At 34.6% G+C, this 15,463-nt stretch carries 13 protein-coding genes; 12 read left to right on the top strand and 1 reads right to left on the bottom strand.

All coding sequences use genetic code 11. The annotated features are described in order from the left end of the window. Nucleotides 1–9: 9 nt before the first annotated feature. From BLV68_RS04675 to ftcD, 4 genes are read left to right on the top strand one after another with little or no spacing between them, the layout of a single operon-like run. Nucleotides 10–1,122, top strand: a complete 1,113-nt coding sequence (locus BLV68_RS04675; RefSeq protein ID WP_093751335.1) for a branched-chain amino acid ABC transporter permease — start codon at nucleotides 10–12, stop codon at nucleotides 1,120–1,122. After that, nucleotides 1,061–1,825, top strand: coding sequence for an ABC transporter ATP-binding protein (locus BLV68_RS04670; RefSeq protein WP_093751333.1), 765 nt, complete (start codon nucleotides 1,061–1,063; stop codon nucleotides 1,823–1,825). Before BLV68_RS04675 ends, BLV68_RS04670 begins: the two co-directional genes overlap by 62 nt. Beyond that, complete coding sequence (locus BLV68_RS04665) at nucleotides 1,826–2,536, top strand: ABC transporter ATP-binding protein (RefSeq protein ID WP_093751331.1); 711 nt, start codon at nucleotides 1,826–1,828, stop codon at nucleotides 2,534–2,536. It begins immediately after the preceding gene. Nucleotides 2,537–2,560: 24 nt separating this feature from the next. Continuing rightward, nucleotides 2,561–3,484, top strand: a complete 924-nt coding sequence (gene ftcD / locus BLV68_RS04660) for a glutamate formimidoyltransferase (protein WP_093751329.1) — start codon at nucleotides 2,561–2,563, stop codon at nucleotides 3,482–3,484. Nucleotides 3,485–3,495: 11 nt separating this feature from the next. Here ftcD and BLV68_RS04655 read toward each other — a convergent pair whose 3' ends face one another. Further along, complete coding sequence (locus BLV68_RS04655; protein ID WP_093751327.1) at nucleotides 3,496–3,738, bottom strand: hypothetical protein; 243 nt, start codon at nucleotides 3,736–3,738, stop codon at nucleotides 3,496–3,498. Nucleotides 3,739–3,914: 176 nt separating this feature from the next. Here BLV68_RS04655 and uvrC point away from each other — a divergent pair, with 176 nt between their 5' ends. The 8 genes from uvrC to BLV68_RS04615 all read left to right on the top strand — a co-directional run bounded on the left by uvrC (nucleotide 3,915) and on the right by BLV68_RS04615 (nucleotide 15,463). Then, nucleotides 3,915–5,783: an excinuclease ABC subunit UvrC gene (gene uvrC / locus BLV68_RS04650; protein WP_093751325.1), complete on the top strand. Its 1,869-nt coding sequence runs from the start codon at nucleotides 3,915–3,917 to the stop codon at nucleotides 5,781–5,783. Nucleotide 5,784: 1 nt separating this feature from the next. Further along, nucleotides 5,785–6,723 carry an HPr(Ser) kinase/phosphatase gene (hprK, locus tag BLV68_RS04645; RefSeq protein ID WP_093751323.1) on the top strand — a complete coding sequence of 313 codons (939 nt, stop codon included), beginning with the start codon at nucleotides 5,785–5,787 and terminating at the stop codon, nucleotides 6,721–6,723. Nucleotides 6,724–6,894: 171 nt separating this feature from the next. After that, nucleotides 6,895–10,440 carry a pyruvate:ferredoxin (flavodoxin) oxidoreductase gene (gene nifJ / locus BLV68_RS04640; RefSeq protein ID WP_093751321.1) on the top strand — a complete coding sequence of 1,182 codons (3,546 nt, stop codon included), beginning with the start codon at nucleotides 6,895–6,897 and terminating at the stop codon, nucleotides 10,438–10,440. A gap of 137 nt (nucleotides 10,441–10,577) precedes the next feature. Further along, entirely contained in the window at nucleotides 10,578–11,888 is a 1,311-nt protein-coding gene (locus BLV68_RS04635; RefSeq protein WP_159428610.1) for an ABC transporter substrate-binding protein, read from the top strand. A gap of 10 nt (nucleotides 11,889–11,898) precedes the next feature. After that, on the top strand, nucleotides 11,899–12,810 hold the full coding sequence (gene murB / locus BLV68_RS04630) for a UDP-N-acetylmuramate dehydrogenase (RefSeq protein ID WP_093751317.1): 912 nt from the start codon (nucleotides 11,899–11,901) through the stop codon (nucleotides 12,808–12,810). A gap of 11 nt (nucleotides 12,811–12,821) precedes the next feature. Beyond that, on the top strand, nucleotides 12,822–13,559 hold the full coding sequence (locus BLV68_RS04625) for a PHP domain-containing protein (RefSeq protein ID WP_093751315.1): 738 nt from the start codon (nucleotides 12,822–12,824) through the stop codon (nucleotides 13,557–13,559). 18 nt (nucleotides 13,560–13,577) lie between these two features. Continuing rightward, entirely contained in the window at nucleotides 13,578–14,432 is an 855-nt protein-coding gene (rapZ, locus tag BLV68_RS04620; protein WP_093751313.1) for an RNase adapter RapZ, read from the top strand. Between the two features lie 17 nt (nucleotides 14,433–14,449). After that, complete coding sequence (locus BLV68_RS04615) at nucleotides 14,450–15,463, top strand: gluconeogenesis factor YvcK family protein (protein WP_234949831.1); 1,014 nt, start codon at nucleotides 14,450–14,452, stop codon at nucleotides 15,461–15,463.

The following is a 15,463-nucleotide window of genomic DNA, read 5'->3' as shown; positions in this document are numbered from 1 at the left end:
TGAAAAGATTTGGGAAACTTAGCAGATGTGTTAATCAAGTTATCGATTGCAACAGTTATACTCTACTTCGTCATTAAGATTTTATCTAAGGGCTTTGATAAGATAACGGATAAAATATCAACTATGGATAGCCAAATGGTAAGAAAGCTCATATACCTTATTGTTGGCATCCTATTAGTGGCGCCCTTTTTAATTAGCCGGTACCCCTACATTTTGAGAACTAGTATAGTGGCTATTATGTACGTAGTTCTTGCACTTAGTTTAAATTTCGTATTAGGCTTTGCAGGCCAACTTTCGATGGGACATTCTGCCTTTTACGGTATTGGTGCATATGTTACGGCACTACTAATGGTAAACTTTAAGGTTTCATTTTGGATTGCATTTATTGCTAGTGCTATAGTAGCAGGATTTTTTGGATTTCTTCTTGGCGTACCGACTTTAAGGTTAAAAGGCGATTATTTAGCCATAACTACTATTGGTTTTGGAGAAATATTGAGGTTAATACTTGTAAACTGGATTGAAGTAACCAGAGGTCCTGCAGGCATTCCAGGAATTCCTTCTCCTAAGATATTTGGATTTACCATAAATAATAATATAGGTTATTACTATATTATTTTATTACTTGCTTTTTTTACAGTATTTATCTCCAGCAGGCTTTTACATTCAAGACTTGGTCAAGGTTTTATAGCTGTTAGAGATGATGAAATAGCAGCTGAAGCCATGGGAATAAATTCTACCTATTTGAAAATACTTGCTTTCGTGTTGGGGGCAGCTATTGCAGGAATGGCAGGAAGCTTCTTTGCTACTTTCGTCCATTATGTAAATCCAGATAACTTTACGTATATGGAATCGGTAACCATATTGTGTATGGTTGTACTAGGAGGTCTAGGAAGTATACCTGGAGTAATTTTAGGAGCGATTGTTCTTACAATACTTCCAGAGGCTTTAAGAGGCATAGCCCTTTATAGATATGCAATTTACGGACTACTTTTAATACTCATGATGATTAATCGTCCAGGTGGAATGATTGATATGGATAGATTAAAGGGAGGCAAGAACAATGAAAATTTTAGAGGCAGTAGGAATAACAAAATCCTTCGGAGGTCTTACAGCAGTAAATAACGTTGATTTTTATATTGAAGAAGGAGAAATAGTGAGCCTTATTGGTCCCAATGGGGCAGGTAAGACTACTTTTTTCAATTTAATAACGGGAGTTTATGAACCTACCAGCGGTGTAATCAATTTCTTAGGCAAAGAAATCCATAATTTAAAGTCCTATGAGATTACAGTAGCAGGAATAGCTCGAACTTTTCAAAATATAAGGTTATTCAGCAGTATGACAGTTTTTGAAAATATTATGATTGGGCAATATTGTAGAACTGAAGCCAATCTGGTAAACGTAATATTTAAAACCAAAAAGGCTATGGAAGAACAGGAAAAAGCTAGAGAAAAGGTTCAGAGGATAATAGACTTCTTAGGATTAGAGTCTGTAGCAAATGAAATAGCAACAAGTCTACCCTATGGCGAGCAGCGTAGAGTTGAAATTGGTAGAGCTTTAGCAACAGAACCAAAACTATTGCTATTAGATGAACCAGCTGCAGGGATGAATACTCAAGAAAAAGTAGAGATGCAATCCTTAATAAGAAAGATTAGGGATAAAGGATATACCGTATTACTGATAGAACACGACATGAAATTGGTTATGGGTATATCTGACAGGGTTGCTGTTTTAGACTATGGGAATAAAATTGCAGAGGGAAAACCTAATGAGGTCCAAAGAGATGAAAGAGTTATATCTGCCTACTTAGGGAAGGAGGTAGGTTAAATGCTAAAAATTAGAGATTTAGACGTATTCTATGGAGGAATTCATGCATTAAAGAGGATCAATTTTGAAATCAATGAAGGACAGATAGTAACACTAATAGGCAGTAATGGAGCAGGTAAAACTACTATTCTAAAAGTCATTTCAGGAATAGTAAAACAAAAAAATGGACAAGTGTTTTTTCAAGAAGAGGACATTAGCAAGCTTCCCTCTGAAAAAATAGTTGAACTAGGCGTAATCCATGTTCCAGAAGGAAGAAAGATATTCACTGCTTTAAATGTTGAAGAGAATTTATTAATGGGAGCCTATCTGAGAAAAGATAAAAAAGAAATTCAAGAGGATTTAGAAAATGTTTATGAACTATTTCCAAGGTTGAAGGAAAGGAGAACACAAATGGGAGGAACCCTAAGTGGTGGAGAACAGCAGATGCTAGCAATAGGTAGAGCGATGATGTCTAAACCTAAATTGTTAATGTTAGATGAACCATCTATGGGGTTAGCTCCAATAATCGTTCAGGAAATATATGAAACCATAAAGAAATTGAACGAGGAAAGGAACTTAACAGTTCTGTTGGTAGAACAAAATGCCAATTTGGCTTTGCAAGCAGCTCATTATGCTTATGTAATCGAAACTGGAGAAATAGTTTTAGAAGGTAGCGGAAAGGAACTATTAGGGGACGATAGGGTTAGGAAAGCTTATTTAGGAGAAGAATAATAATTATATAGAGGAGGTAGAAAGATGTCTAAACAATATGTTTTAGCAGTACCAAATTTTAGTGAGGGTAGAAGGCAAGAGGTAATCGATGCCATTGCTAATGAAATAAGGAATAAAGAAGGGGTAACATTAGTAAGCGTTGAACCAGAATATGATTTTAACAGAACAGTGCTTACTATACTAGGAGAACCAGAGCCATTGAAAGAGGCTTTAATAGCTATGGCTGGAAAATCTTATGAATTAATTGATATGAGGGAGCAGAAGGGTTCCCATCCAAGAATAGGTGCACAGGATACTATACCATTATTTCCTTTTAAAAATATTAGCTTAGAAGAAGTTGTTCAGTTGGCAGAGGAAATTGGACAAGAACTATTTGATAAATATCAAGTACCCATTTATTTTTCTGGAGAAAATGCTAGAACAGAGAATAAGAAGAGTATATCCTTTATAAGACAAGGTCAATATGAAGGATTAAAGGCTCTATTGGAAGATAAGAATCATCCAGATTATGAGACTAGAAAACCAGACTTATCCATAGATGGAAAGCTAAGCGATAGATATGGGGCTACCATAGTATCTGCTGCTACTGAAGGATTAACAGCTTATAATGTGTTTCTAGCAACAGAAGATGTTAACATAGCTAAGGCAATTGCAAAAGCTGTAAGAGGTCCAAGTGGAGGATTTTCAACAGTGAGAGCTGTGGGAATTAAATTCCCTGAAAGAGAAGGGGTAGTTGTTTCAATGAATATGTTTGACTGCACTCAAACTCCATTATATAGAGCTTTTGAGCTAATAAAACAGGAAGCAAGTAAATATGGGGTTGCAGTAACTGGATCTGAGTTGGTTGGTCCTGTAAAATTAGAGCATCTATTAAATAATTTGGAATTCTATCTAGGATTACGAGGATTAAGAATGGATCAAATTTTAGAGTATCATTTAATGGAATAGGAAAGAAGCACCTAAACGGGTGCTTCTTCTTTAACGCCTATTACTTCATAAAAGAATTCACTGCTATATCTTATCATTCCATATCTTTGACCTTTCATTTCAGCTAAGATTTTTAATTCCTTACCAGATGTTTCTATTGGTTCCTCATCTATTATTCTCCGTTTTTTATCCTTTAGCAAACATAAGTAGATCTCATCATCTTCTAACTCTTCAACCTCTATTCCTAAAATACTCAATTTTTTTGAAAAGAACACAATTATCCCCCCTTGTTTCTACTATTTAAATTTAATAAGAAAAAATGTCCCCTTATTTATATATAACCAAAAACATGGGAATTATAACATTTAATGCCTACAATAATTGATTTATTATTTTTTCAATCCTTATGGTATTATAATATTACAGCGATTTTAGTTTGAAAGGTGATTTTATGTTTAATATAGATGAGGAATTGAAGAAGTTACCAGATGAACCTGGTGTCTACCTGATGAAGGATAGGAACGGACACATAATATATGTAGGAAAAGCTAATTCATTAAAGAAAAGAGTAAGGCAATATTTCCAATCGTCTCGCAATAATCCTCCCAAAGTCAATGCCATGATTAAACATATTCATGAGTTTGAATATATAATTGTGGATAGCGAAGTGGAAGCTTTAATATTGGAGGCAAATTTAATTAAGAAGAATAAGCCTAAATATAATATATTGCTTAGAGACGATAAGCAGTACCCCTATATAAAGGTGACTACCAATGAAAAATATCCTAGAGTTATAAAAAACAGAAGGGTTTTAAAAGACGGTGCTAAATATTTTGGACCTTACCCAAGCGCTTATGCTGTTAAGGATACTATAGAGATAATTAGAAGCCTATATCCGATAAGGACCTGCAATAAGAACTTCGATAAGCAGCAGAAAAGGACTAGACCTTGTCTTAACTACTACATTGGAAGGTGTTTAGGGCCTTGCCAGGGAAATGTAGATGAGAAAAAATACATGGAAATGATAGATGAAGTAATAATGTTTTTGAATGGCAAAGAAGATAAATTAATAGAGGTAATTGAAGAAAAGATGAAGAAGGCTTCCGAAAATCTAGATTTTGAAAGCGCTGCAAAATATAGGGACCAAATAAATTCCTTGAAAGTAGTCTTGGAAAAACAGAAGATAGTAAGTTCTAATTTAATGGATCAAGATGTAATTGGAATGGCAAGGGGAATAGATGAGGTATGCATACAAATATTCTTTATTAGGTCAGGCAAGATAGTAGGAAGAGAACACTTTATTATATCCGATACTTTCAACGATGATAGAAAGGAGATCCTCAGTTCTTTTATAAAGCAGTTTTATTTGGGAACTGCCTATATTCCCAAGGAAATATTTATTGAAGAGGAAATTGAGGATATGGAAGCCATATCCAAATGGCTTTCAGAAAAAAGAGGGAATAAAGTCAGCATAAGAGTACCTAAGAGGGGTGAAAAATCACAGCTAATGGAAATGGTGAAGAAGAATGCTATGGATATGTTAAATCAGCATGGTGAAGAAATTGTAAGGAAGCAAAGAGAAGAGGAAAAGGCTTTGGAACAACTAAAAAACCTTTTAGGCTTGGACAGTATGCCTAATAGAATAGAGGCTTATGATATTTCAAATATATCTGGAGTTTTATCTGTAGGTTCTATGGTAGTCTTTGAATATGGGAGGCCTAAAAAAAGCGATTATAGAAGGTTCAAAATAGAAACTGTATTGGGTTCTGATGATTACAAGAGTTTAGAAGAGGTTATAAAAAGAAGATTTATTAGGGGATTAGAGGAAAAAAAGATGATGGAGGAAAACAAGATTGAATTAAAAGGTTTCTCCCTTTTCCCTGACCTAATAATGATGGATGGAGGGAAGGGGCAGGTAAATGTAGCTTTACAAGCTTTAGAGGAAATGGGATTAGATATACCCGTTTGTGGGTTGGTTAAAGATGAATTTCATAGCACTAGAGGTATTATATATAATAATCAGGAAATCAAATTAGATGAACGCAGCTCTGGCTTTAAACTCATATATAGGATACAGGAAGAAGCCCATAGATTTGCCATATCCTACCACAGAAGTTTAAGGAGTAAAAATATGATAAAATCCGAATTAGATGATATAAAGGGGATTGGAGAAAAGAGAAAGCGAGAACTTCTAAGGCATTTTAAAACGGTTGAAAATATAAAGAAAGCATCTATAGATGAGTTGGCTCAAGTCAAAAGCATGAACAGGAAAGTGGCTGAGGACCTATATAGTTATTTTAGGAAGAATGAGGGGAGATAATATGGAATATGTAACTTTAGATAAGATAATAGAAGATTTGAATTTAGAAATAATTCATAAAGCAGATAATATAGAGAATATAAGAGTAGTTGCCAGTGAAATTAACAGGCCTGGTTTACCATTAACGGGATATTATGACATGTTTGCCTATGAAAGATTGCAGATAATTGGGAATGCAGAGTGGCATTATTGTAATAACTTGACCGATGAAGTTCGATATAAGAGGTTCGAAAAAATATTTTCCTACCCTTTTCCTGCTATAATATTTGCTAGACAGTTACCAGTTTTTGAAGAGGCGTTAACATTAGCTAAGATTTATGATAGGACTATATTGAGGACCGATATTTCCACCACTAAATTTGTCAATCGAGTTATCAATTATTTAGATTATGTATTGGCTCCTGAAATGACGATTCATGGAGTATTAGTGGAGGTTTATGGCATGGGAGTACTCCTTGCTGGAGATAGTGGAGTAGGGAAAAGCGAAACAGCATTGGAACTAATCAAAAGGGGACACCGCCTAATAGCTGATGATGTAGTAGAAATTAAAAGGGTTGAAGAAGGTTTAAGAGGTGAAGCTCCTGATGTGATTAGACATTTTATGGAAATAAGAGGAATAGGAATATTAGATATTGAGAGGTTATATGGTGTAGGTGCTGTCAAAAACAGTGAGTTTATTGATTTAGTTGTTGAATTTGAATTTTGGGATGAATCCAAGGAGTATGACAGAACTGGCTTAGATGAAGATTATATAGAATTGTTGGGAGTAAAGGTGCCTAAGTTGGTTATTCCTGTAAGGCCTGGACGAAATTTAGCGATGATTATAGAAGTTGCTGCAAGAAATGCTAGACAGAAGAAATTGGGATATAATGCTGCAGTAGAATTAAATGAGAAAATAAAAGAGCAGGCTAAGATAAGAAAAGGTAAAATGATGTTGTAATTGGTTGACTTTATTTCCAATGTTTAATATACTTAATTTGGAGTTGTAATTAATATTCAAACAAACTTTGCAGCATGCCTAAAAATACCATTATCTAAAATTTTTAGGCACTTGCGAGCATACTTTGTTTAAAAATAAACATACTTTATTAACATATAAGGGGGTCTATTAATGGCAAAAGTTATGAAAACCATGGATGGAAACACTGCTGCTGCCTATATAGCTTATGCTTTTACAGATGTAGCAGCTATCTATCCGATTACGCCATCATCTAATATGGCAGAATTGGTAGATGAGTGGTCTGCCCATGGTAAAAAGAACATTTTTGGTCAAAATGTACTAGTAACGGAAATGCAATCGGAGGCTGGTGCTGCTGGTGCGGTTCATGGTTCTCTTTCAGCAGGAGCATTAACAACTACTTTTACAGCTTCACAAGGTTTATTATTGATGATACCCAATATGTATAAAATAGCAGGAGAGCTTCTTCCAGCTGTATTCCATGTATCTGCTAGAGCTCTTGCAAGCCATGCTTTAAGTATATTTGGAGATCACCAAGATGTAATGGCAGCAAGACAAACAGGTTTTGCCCTACTTGCGTCAGGTAGTGTTCAGGAAGTGATGGATTTAGCAGGAGTAGCTCATTTGTCAGCTATAAAAGGAAGAGTGCCATTCTTACACTTCTTTGATGGGTTTAGAACTAGCCATGAAATTCAAAAAATCGAAGTATTAGATTATGAGGACCTTAAGAAATTAGTCGATTATGAAGCATTAAATGAGTTTAGAAATAGGTCATTGAATCCAGAGAGACCATATACTAAGGGAACTGCTCAAAATCCAGATATTTATTTCCAAGCTATGGAAGCTTCAAATCCATATTATGAGAATATCGTAGAAGTTGTTAACGATTATATGAAGGAAATAAACAAGTTAACTGGTAGAGATTATAGACCTTTCAACTACTATGGTCATCCTGAAGCTGAGAGAATTATCGTAGCTATGGGTTCAGTAACTGAAACCATAGAAGAAACTATAGATTATCTAATGGCTAGAGGAGAAAAGGTAGGGGTAATTAAAGTTCATTTGTATAGGCCATTCTCAGCCAAATATTTCTTTGATGTATTGCCAAAGACCGTTAAGAAGATAGCAGTTCTTGATAGGACAAAGGAGAAAGGTGCTATTGCTGAACCTCTACATTTAGATGTTCAAAGCATATTCTATGGTTCAGATTTACAACCTATAATTGTAGGTGGAAGATATGGTTTAGGATCCAAGGATACTACTCCATCGCAAATTAAAGCGGTATTTGACAATTTGAAAGAAGATAATCCAAGGAATAGGTTTACAATAGGTATAGTAGATGATGTTACTCATACATCACTAGAAATAAAAGATGAAATTAAGACAGAGCCAGAAGGAACTATTAGATGTAAATTCTGGGGCTTTGGTTCCGACGGTACTGTAGGAGCAAACAAGAGTGCTATTAAGATCATTGGCGACGACACAGATATGTATGCTCAAGGTTATTTCTCCTACGATAGTAAGAAATCTGGTGGTGTAACCATTTCCCACTTGAGATTTGGTCACAAACCAATTAAATCAACCTATTTAATAGAGGAAGCAGATTTTATTTCATGTTCAAAACAATCCTATGTATACCAATATGATTTACTAAAAGGATTGAAAGATGGAGGTAAATTCCTATTAAACTGCACTTGGGATAAGGATGAAATTGGAGAACACCTACCAGCTCACATGAAGAGATATATAGCAGAACACAATATAGATTTTTACATCGTAGATGCAACCAAGATTGCCCATGAAATAGGTCTTGGTGGCAGGATTAATATGATTATGCAATCTGCTTTCTTTAAACTTGCGGAAGTACTACCAATTGATGAGGCAGTACAACGCTTAAAGGACTCTATTGAAAAGACTTATGGAAGAAAAGGCGAAGAGATAGTTAATATGAACTTTGAAGCTGTGGACAGAGGAATTGATGCATTAGTTAAAGTAGAAGTTCCAGAGTCTTGGAAGGATGCAGTAGATGAAGTAAAAGAAGAAAAAGAAGTACCTGAGTTCATCAAGAATGTTGTGACTCCAATGAATAGGCAAGAAGGAGATAAACTTCCTGTAAGTACATTCGTTGGCAGAGAAGACGGAGTATTCCCACATGGAACTGCTGCTTATGAAAAACGTGGCATTGCAGTTGAGGTACCTGAATGGATAATAGATAATTGTATCCAATGTAATCAATGTTCTTATGTATGTCCACATGCAGCAATAAGGCCATTCCTTTTAAATGAAGAAGAGAAGAAGAATGCTCCTGAAGGTTTTGAAACCAAGAAGGCTATTGGTAAGGGCTTAGAAGGATTAGAATTTAGAATTCAAGTATCCACATTGGATTGTACAGGCTGTGGAAATTGTGCTAACGTATGTCCAGCTAAGGAAAAAGCCTTAATTATGAAGCCTTTTGAAGAACAATATGAATTACAAGCCGATAACTGGGAATATGCAATAGACAAAGTAGAACCTAAAGAAGATTTACTTCCTGCAAACAACGTTAAAAATAGTCAATTTAAGCAACCATTATTGGAATTCTCGGGAGCATGTGCTGGTTGTGGGGAAACACCATATGCTAGACTTGTAACTCAGCTATTTGGCGATAGGATGATAATAGCCAATGCTACAGGCTGTTCATCAATTTGGGGAGCAAGTGCACCATCAACACCATACTGCGCAAATAAGGAAGGCAAAGGACCAGCTTGGGCAAACTCCTTATTTGAAGATAATGCTGAATATGGATACGGTATGGCATTAGCAGTTAAGAAGATAAGAGAAAAATTAGGTCTATTGATGAGAGAGTTCATAGATCTAAATATAGATGAAGAATTAAATGAAGTATTTAGCAAATGGTTAGAAGGGAAAGACGATCCAAAGGCATCCAAAGCTGCTGCAGGAGCAATAATACCAAAATTGGATAGGAAAGTTTCAAATGATAGAGGAAATGAGATCCTTAAAGAAATTAAAGAGCTTAAAGACTATCTAATTAAGAAATCCGTATGGATATTTGGTGGCGATGGTTGGGCTTACGATATAGGATTTGGCGGATTAGACCATGTTCTAGCTTCCGGAGAAGATGTGAATGTACTCGTATTCGATACAGAAGTATATTCCAACACTGGTGGTCAGTCATCTAAAGCTACACCTACAGCAGCAGTTGCTAAATTTGCTGCATCAGGTAAGAAGGTAAGGAAGAAGGACTTAGGAATGATTGCAGCATCCTATGGATATGTGTATGTGGCACAAGTTTCTATGGGAGCCAATATGAACCACCTTATGAAGGTATTACAAGAAGCAGAATCCTATGATGGACCATCCCTAATAATAGCTTATGCACCATGTATTAACCACGGTATAACTACAGGAATGGGAACAACTATTGCACAAGAAAAGAAAGCAGTAGAAACTGGATATTGGCACCTATATAGATACGACCCACGATTGAAGGAAGAAGGCAAGAATCCATTTGTATTGGATTCAAAAGAACCATCAAAACCATTTATGGATTTCATAAACTCAGAAGTAAGATACACATCCTTACGTCGAACCTTCCCAGAGCTAGCTGAAGAACTATTTAAAGCGGCAGAACAAGATGCTAAGGAAAGGTATGAAAAATATAAGAGAATGGCAGGAGAAGGAACTGCAACTGCTGAATAACGGATATAAATGATAAGGGGCCTATATAATGGGTCCCTTTTTTCGTTAACACAATATATCAATGTAGTTATGAAGAATGTGGTAGACTGAATATTGATTCCCTCCTATGAATAATTATATTGTAGGAGGTGACTTCATTGAGAAAGGTTATTTCATTTATTATACTTTGCTTTATTTTTATTTGGACTTATAATCTATTTATAAATAATATTATTACTTTAGAAGAGGTAAAAGAAAAACCTTATAAGGGTATAATTAGGATATGGGATAAACCATGGGATAGTATTACAAAAGGAAACCATCAAGAATGGTTAAGGGAAAAAATTAGAACCTTTGAAAGAAGAAATCCAGGTGTATATATAGAACTTACTACTATTGATAAAGATAGTTTAAATTCAAGCTTAAGTGACAACAATATATCATTAGCGGATATACCAGATATAGTTCCTGTAAATCCGAATTTTAGGGATTTTAATATATTGGAACCTTTAGATGAATATTTTACTAAGGAAGAAGTAGAACAGTTTAAACACCAAGTTTTAAAGTCTGTTAAGTACAATGATAGCCTTGTAGCAGTTCCAATAGGAGTAAGTACTTATGTTATGTATATTAATTTAGATAAATTTAATGAAAGGGGAGTATCTCCTCCTACTAATGGGAATTGGACCTATGAGGAATTTGTGGATGTTTTAAAAAAACTTACCTATGATTCAGATAATGATGGAATTACAGATGAATATGGTTTTATTGCCGACATTGGAAATACTTATCATATTTGGGGAATAATATTATCTGATGGCAGTGAATTATTCAATCGCAAAAGGATTGAATATAATTTTTATGGAGAGAAGGCCATTAGGGGATTAGAAAAGGTTATAGATTTAAAAGAAAAATATAGGGTAGTGCCAGATTATTTTGGTATAATAAATGAGAAAGATGTTTGGGAACTATTTTATAAAGACCAAAAAATTGCTATTGCAATTAATGGAGCTTGGGCTTCAAAATATTTGGACCAATTATATGGCAATGGAGAAGGATTTAATTTCGATATAGCAAATTATCCAACAGGGAACAAGGAACTACCAATAGTCCTTAGTGATCAAGTAATTTCCTATGGAGTAATTAAAAAGGAAGACCCTAAAAAGACGGAAATGTGTGTTAAATTTCTTAAATTTTTGACTAATGAATTTAACCAAAGATCCTTGGAAAAATTAGGTTTATTTACTGTTAACCGCGGAATAAAAGATATGTACATGGATAATATCAAGATGAAAAGAATTGAGGAGAGTATGGTATATACGGAATACATCCCCTTTATGGATAATTGGGAAGATATAATTGCAATAGTACAGGAAGAGATAAGGAATGCTATTTTAGGGAAAAAGGCTTCCTATGAGGCAATAGAAGATGCTAAAATTGAAATAGACAAAATAAAAAATAAAAATTAGGAGTGGTATTTTGGAAAAATCAAAGCTTCATGAATTGTTCAAGGATAAATCCTTTGGTGAGATTTTATTTGATGAGCCAATGAAGAACCACACTTCTTTTAAAATAGGTGGTCCAGCGGATATAATGATAATACCAAATAGAGAAGATGATATAACAAAGTCCATAAAATTTTGTAGGGAAAATAATATAAGATATTTTGTAATGGGGAATGGAACCAATCTATTGGTTAAAGATACGGGTATAAGGGGAGTAGTAATAAAAATTTCCAATGGTTTTGACAACATTGAAATTCAAGGAGATAAAGTAATTTGCCAAAGTGGAGCCCTATTATCTAAAGTTGCTAAAAAAGCCTTGAAGAATTCTCTAACTGGATTTGAATTTGCAAGTGGTATTCCTGGTACCATAGGTGGGGCTATTACCATGAATGCAGGAGCCTATGGAGGAGAGATGAAAGATATTGTTGTCAAAGTAAGGGTTCTTGATAAGAACAATCGTGTAGTAGAGTTTAGTAATGAAGAAATGGATTTTAGATATAGGGGTAGCAAGGTAGTAGACCAAGGGCTGGTAGTTTTAGGAGCAGAATTTAAATTGAAAAATGGAGATTTTTCTCAAATTAAAGAGAGGATGGAGGATTTAACTGAAAGGCGAGTTTCAAAGCAACCTCTAGAACTACCAAGTGGAGGTAGTACTTTTAAAAGACCTGAAGGGCATTTCGCAGGTAAATTAATAGAAGATGCAGGCCTTAGAGGTGTTAGATTTGGAGATGCTCAGGTATCTGAAAAACATTGTGGCTTTATAGTAAATAGGGGAGAAGCTACTTTTGAACAGGTTCTTACCCTTATTAGGACGATACAAAAAATTGTCTATGATAAATTTAATGTAATATTAGAACCAGAAATAAAAATAATTGGCGATGATTAGTGAGGTCGGATATGAGAGTCATTGGAGATTATCATACCCATACCACATATAGTCATGGGAAGGGAACTATAAGGGAAAATGTTGAAGCAGCTATTAAAAAGGGATTAAAGGAAATAGCCATATGCGATCATGGACCTGCCCATTATTTATATGGTGTGAAAAAAGAAAATATTTTTAAGATGAGAGAGGAAATAGACTTGTTAAACAAGGAATATGAAAATCAAGGAATTAGAATCCTTTTAGGGGTAGAAGCCAATGTTATTGGCTATGATGGTACCATAGATGTGGATGATGATATAATAAATATTATAGATATATTGTTACTGGGCTATCATTATGGAATAACTCCTAAATCTATAAAAGATGGATTATTTATGTATCTAATGAATCCTTTAACGAAAGTACTTCCTATATACAAAAGAAAAATTACAGAAAAGAATACAGAAGCATTGATAAAAGCAATTAATAGATACCCGGTTAAAATAATTACCCATCCTGGATCGAAGGCAAAATTAAATATAGAAAGAATTGGAAAAGCTGCTTTTGAGAAAGGGGTGGCTTTGGAAATCAATTCAAGCCATAGTCAGCTATCCATTGAAAACATTAAGATAGCCTTGAAAACTGGAGTTGAATTCTATGTTAACAGTGATGCTCATACCCCAGAAGATGTAGGTAATATGGAAGAGGGTATCAATAGGATAAAAGAAGCAGGTGCACCTATTAATCGGATAAAAAATATAATCTACTAAATTTTGGAGGTGAGTTGCATGGAATTTGTAATAATTACTGGAATGTCTGGAGCAGGTAAAAGTCAAGCTATGAAAGCTTTAGAGGACATGGGATATTATTGCATGGATAATTTACCTCCTGCTTTGCTTCCTAAGTTTGCTGAACTATGCAATCAATCTAAAAGGAATATAGAAAAGGTAGCTGTTGTGGTGGATATTAGAGGTGGAGTATTTTTTGTAGACCTATTTGAGGGATTGGAAGAATTAAATGAACAGGGAATTAAATACAGCATATTGTATTTAGACGCTTTAGACCAAGTTTTGATTAAACGATATAAGGAACTTAGAAGGCCTCACCCTTTAAATCCTAAAGGGGGAATATTGGATGGAATTTTAGAAGAAAGGGAGCTATTAAAGGAAGTAAAAAATAGAGCGGATTATATTATAGATACGTCTAAGTTTTCAATAGGAATGCTTAAAGAAGAAATATATAAAATATTTTTAGAAGGAATAGAATTAAGTAAACTGACAATATCTGTAACATCTTTTGGTTTTAAGCATGGAATACTCTTAGATGCTGATATAGTGTTGGATGTTAGGTTCATTCCCAATCCTTACTATATACCTGAATTAAAGGATTTAACAGGAGAAGATGAAAAGGTTAGAGAATACGTATTTCAATGGGAGCAAACCAATATTTTTGTAGATAAACTAATGGATATGTTGCTATATCTCATTCCCTACTATATAAAAGAAGGTAAAACCCAATTGATAGTTGGAATAGGGTGTACTGGGGGGAAACACAGGTCTGTTGCCATTGCAGATGAGATAGCAATAAGGCTTGAAGAATATGGCCATAGAGCCATTGCGAGCCATAGGGATTGTAAATTATAAAAAAAGGAGTATGGTAAATGAATAATAAAAAATCTATAAAGATGCTTTCTAAAGGGCCGAAAGTTGTGGCTATTGGAGGAGGAACTGGCTTATCCGTATTGTTAAGGGGGCTTAAGGAATTTACATCTAATATAACTGCAATTGTTACCGTAGCTGATGATGGAGGCGGCTCAGGAATACTAAGGGAGGATTTAGGTATGCTTCCTCCTGGAGATATTAGATCATGCATATTGGCCTTAGCTAATACAGAGCCCATAATGGAAAAATTGCTACAGTATAGATTTAAAGAAGGCAGACTTAAAGGGCAAAATTTTGGTAATCTTTTTATAGCTGCCATGAATGATATATGCGGTGGTTTTGAAGAAGCTATTAAGGAGACCAGCAATGTATTAGCAGTAACCGGTAAAGTACTTCCTATGACCTTGGAAGATGTAACTTTATATGCAGTATTAGAAAATGGTCATACAGTAAAGGGAGAATCAAAAATACCACTGAAGAATAGAGAATTGTCCAGTAGAATAAAACGAGTTTATATGGAGCCTGAAATTAGCTATCCATTGGTAGAAACCTTAAAAGCTATTGAGGAAGCTGATTTAATCGTATTAGGGCCTGGGAGCTTGTATACCAGCGTAATACCTAATTTATTAGTAAATAATATGGTGGATACTATTTACAATGCAAAAGCTCCTAAGATATATGTATCCAATGTAATGACTCAGCCAGGAGAAACAGATGGGTATACGGTATTAGACCACGTGAATGGAATACTAACCCATAGCCGAGAAGACTTCTTAGATTTTGTGATTGTTAATATTGAAAAGATACCAGAGGAAGTTTTAAGTAAATATGCATCAGATGGTTCTGAACCTGTAGTTCTAGGGAAAGATGATGAAGAAATATTAAATTCTAAAGGTATTCAAGTGATAAAAGAAAATCTGATAGACATTAAGAAGGAATATATCCGTCATGATTCTAAGGAATTAAGTAAGATATTAATAGAAATAGGGCGGAGGATAGTTCAAGGATGTTAG

Origin of the sequence: Tepidimicrobium xylanilyticum, assembly GCF_900106765.1 — a bacterium.
Lineage (GTDB): Bacteria > Bacillota > Clostridia > Tissierellales > Tepidimicrobiaceae > Tepidimicrobium > Tepidimicrobium xylanilyticum.
The sequence above is the reverse complement of the archived record's forward strand: the minus strand, read 5'-3'. Positions and strand labels throughout refer to the sequence as shown.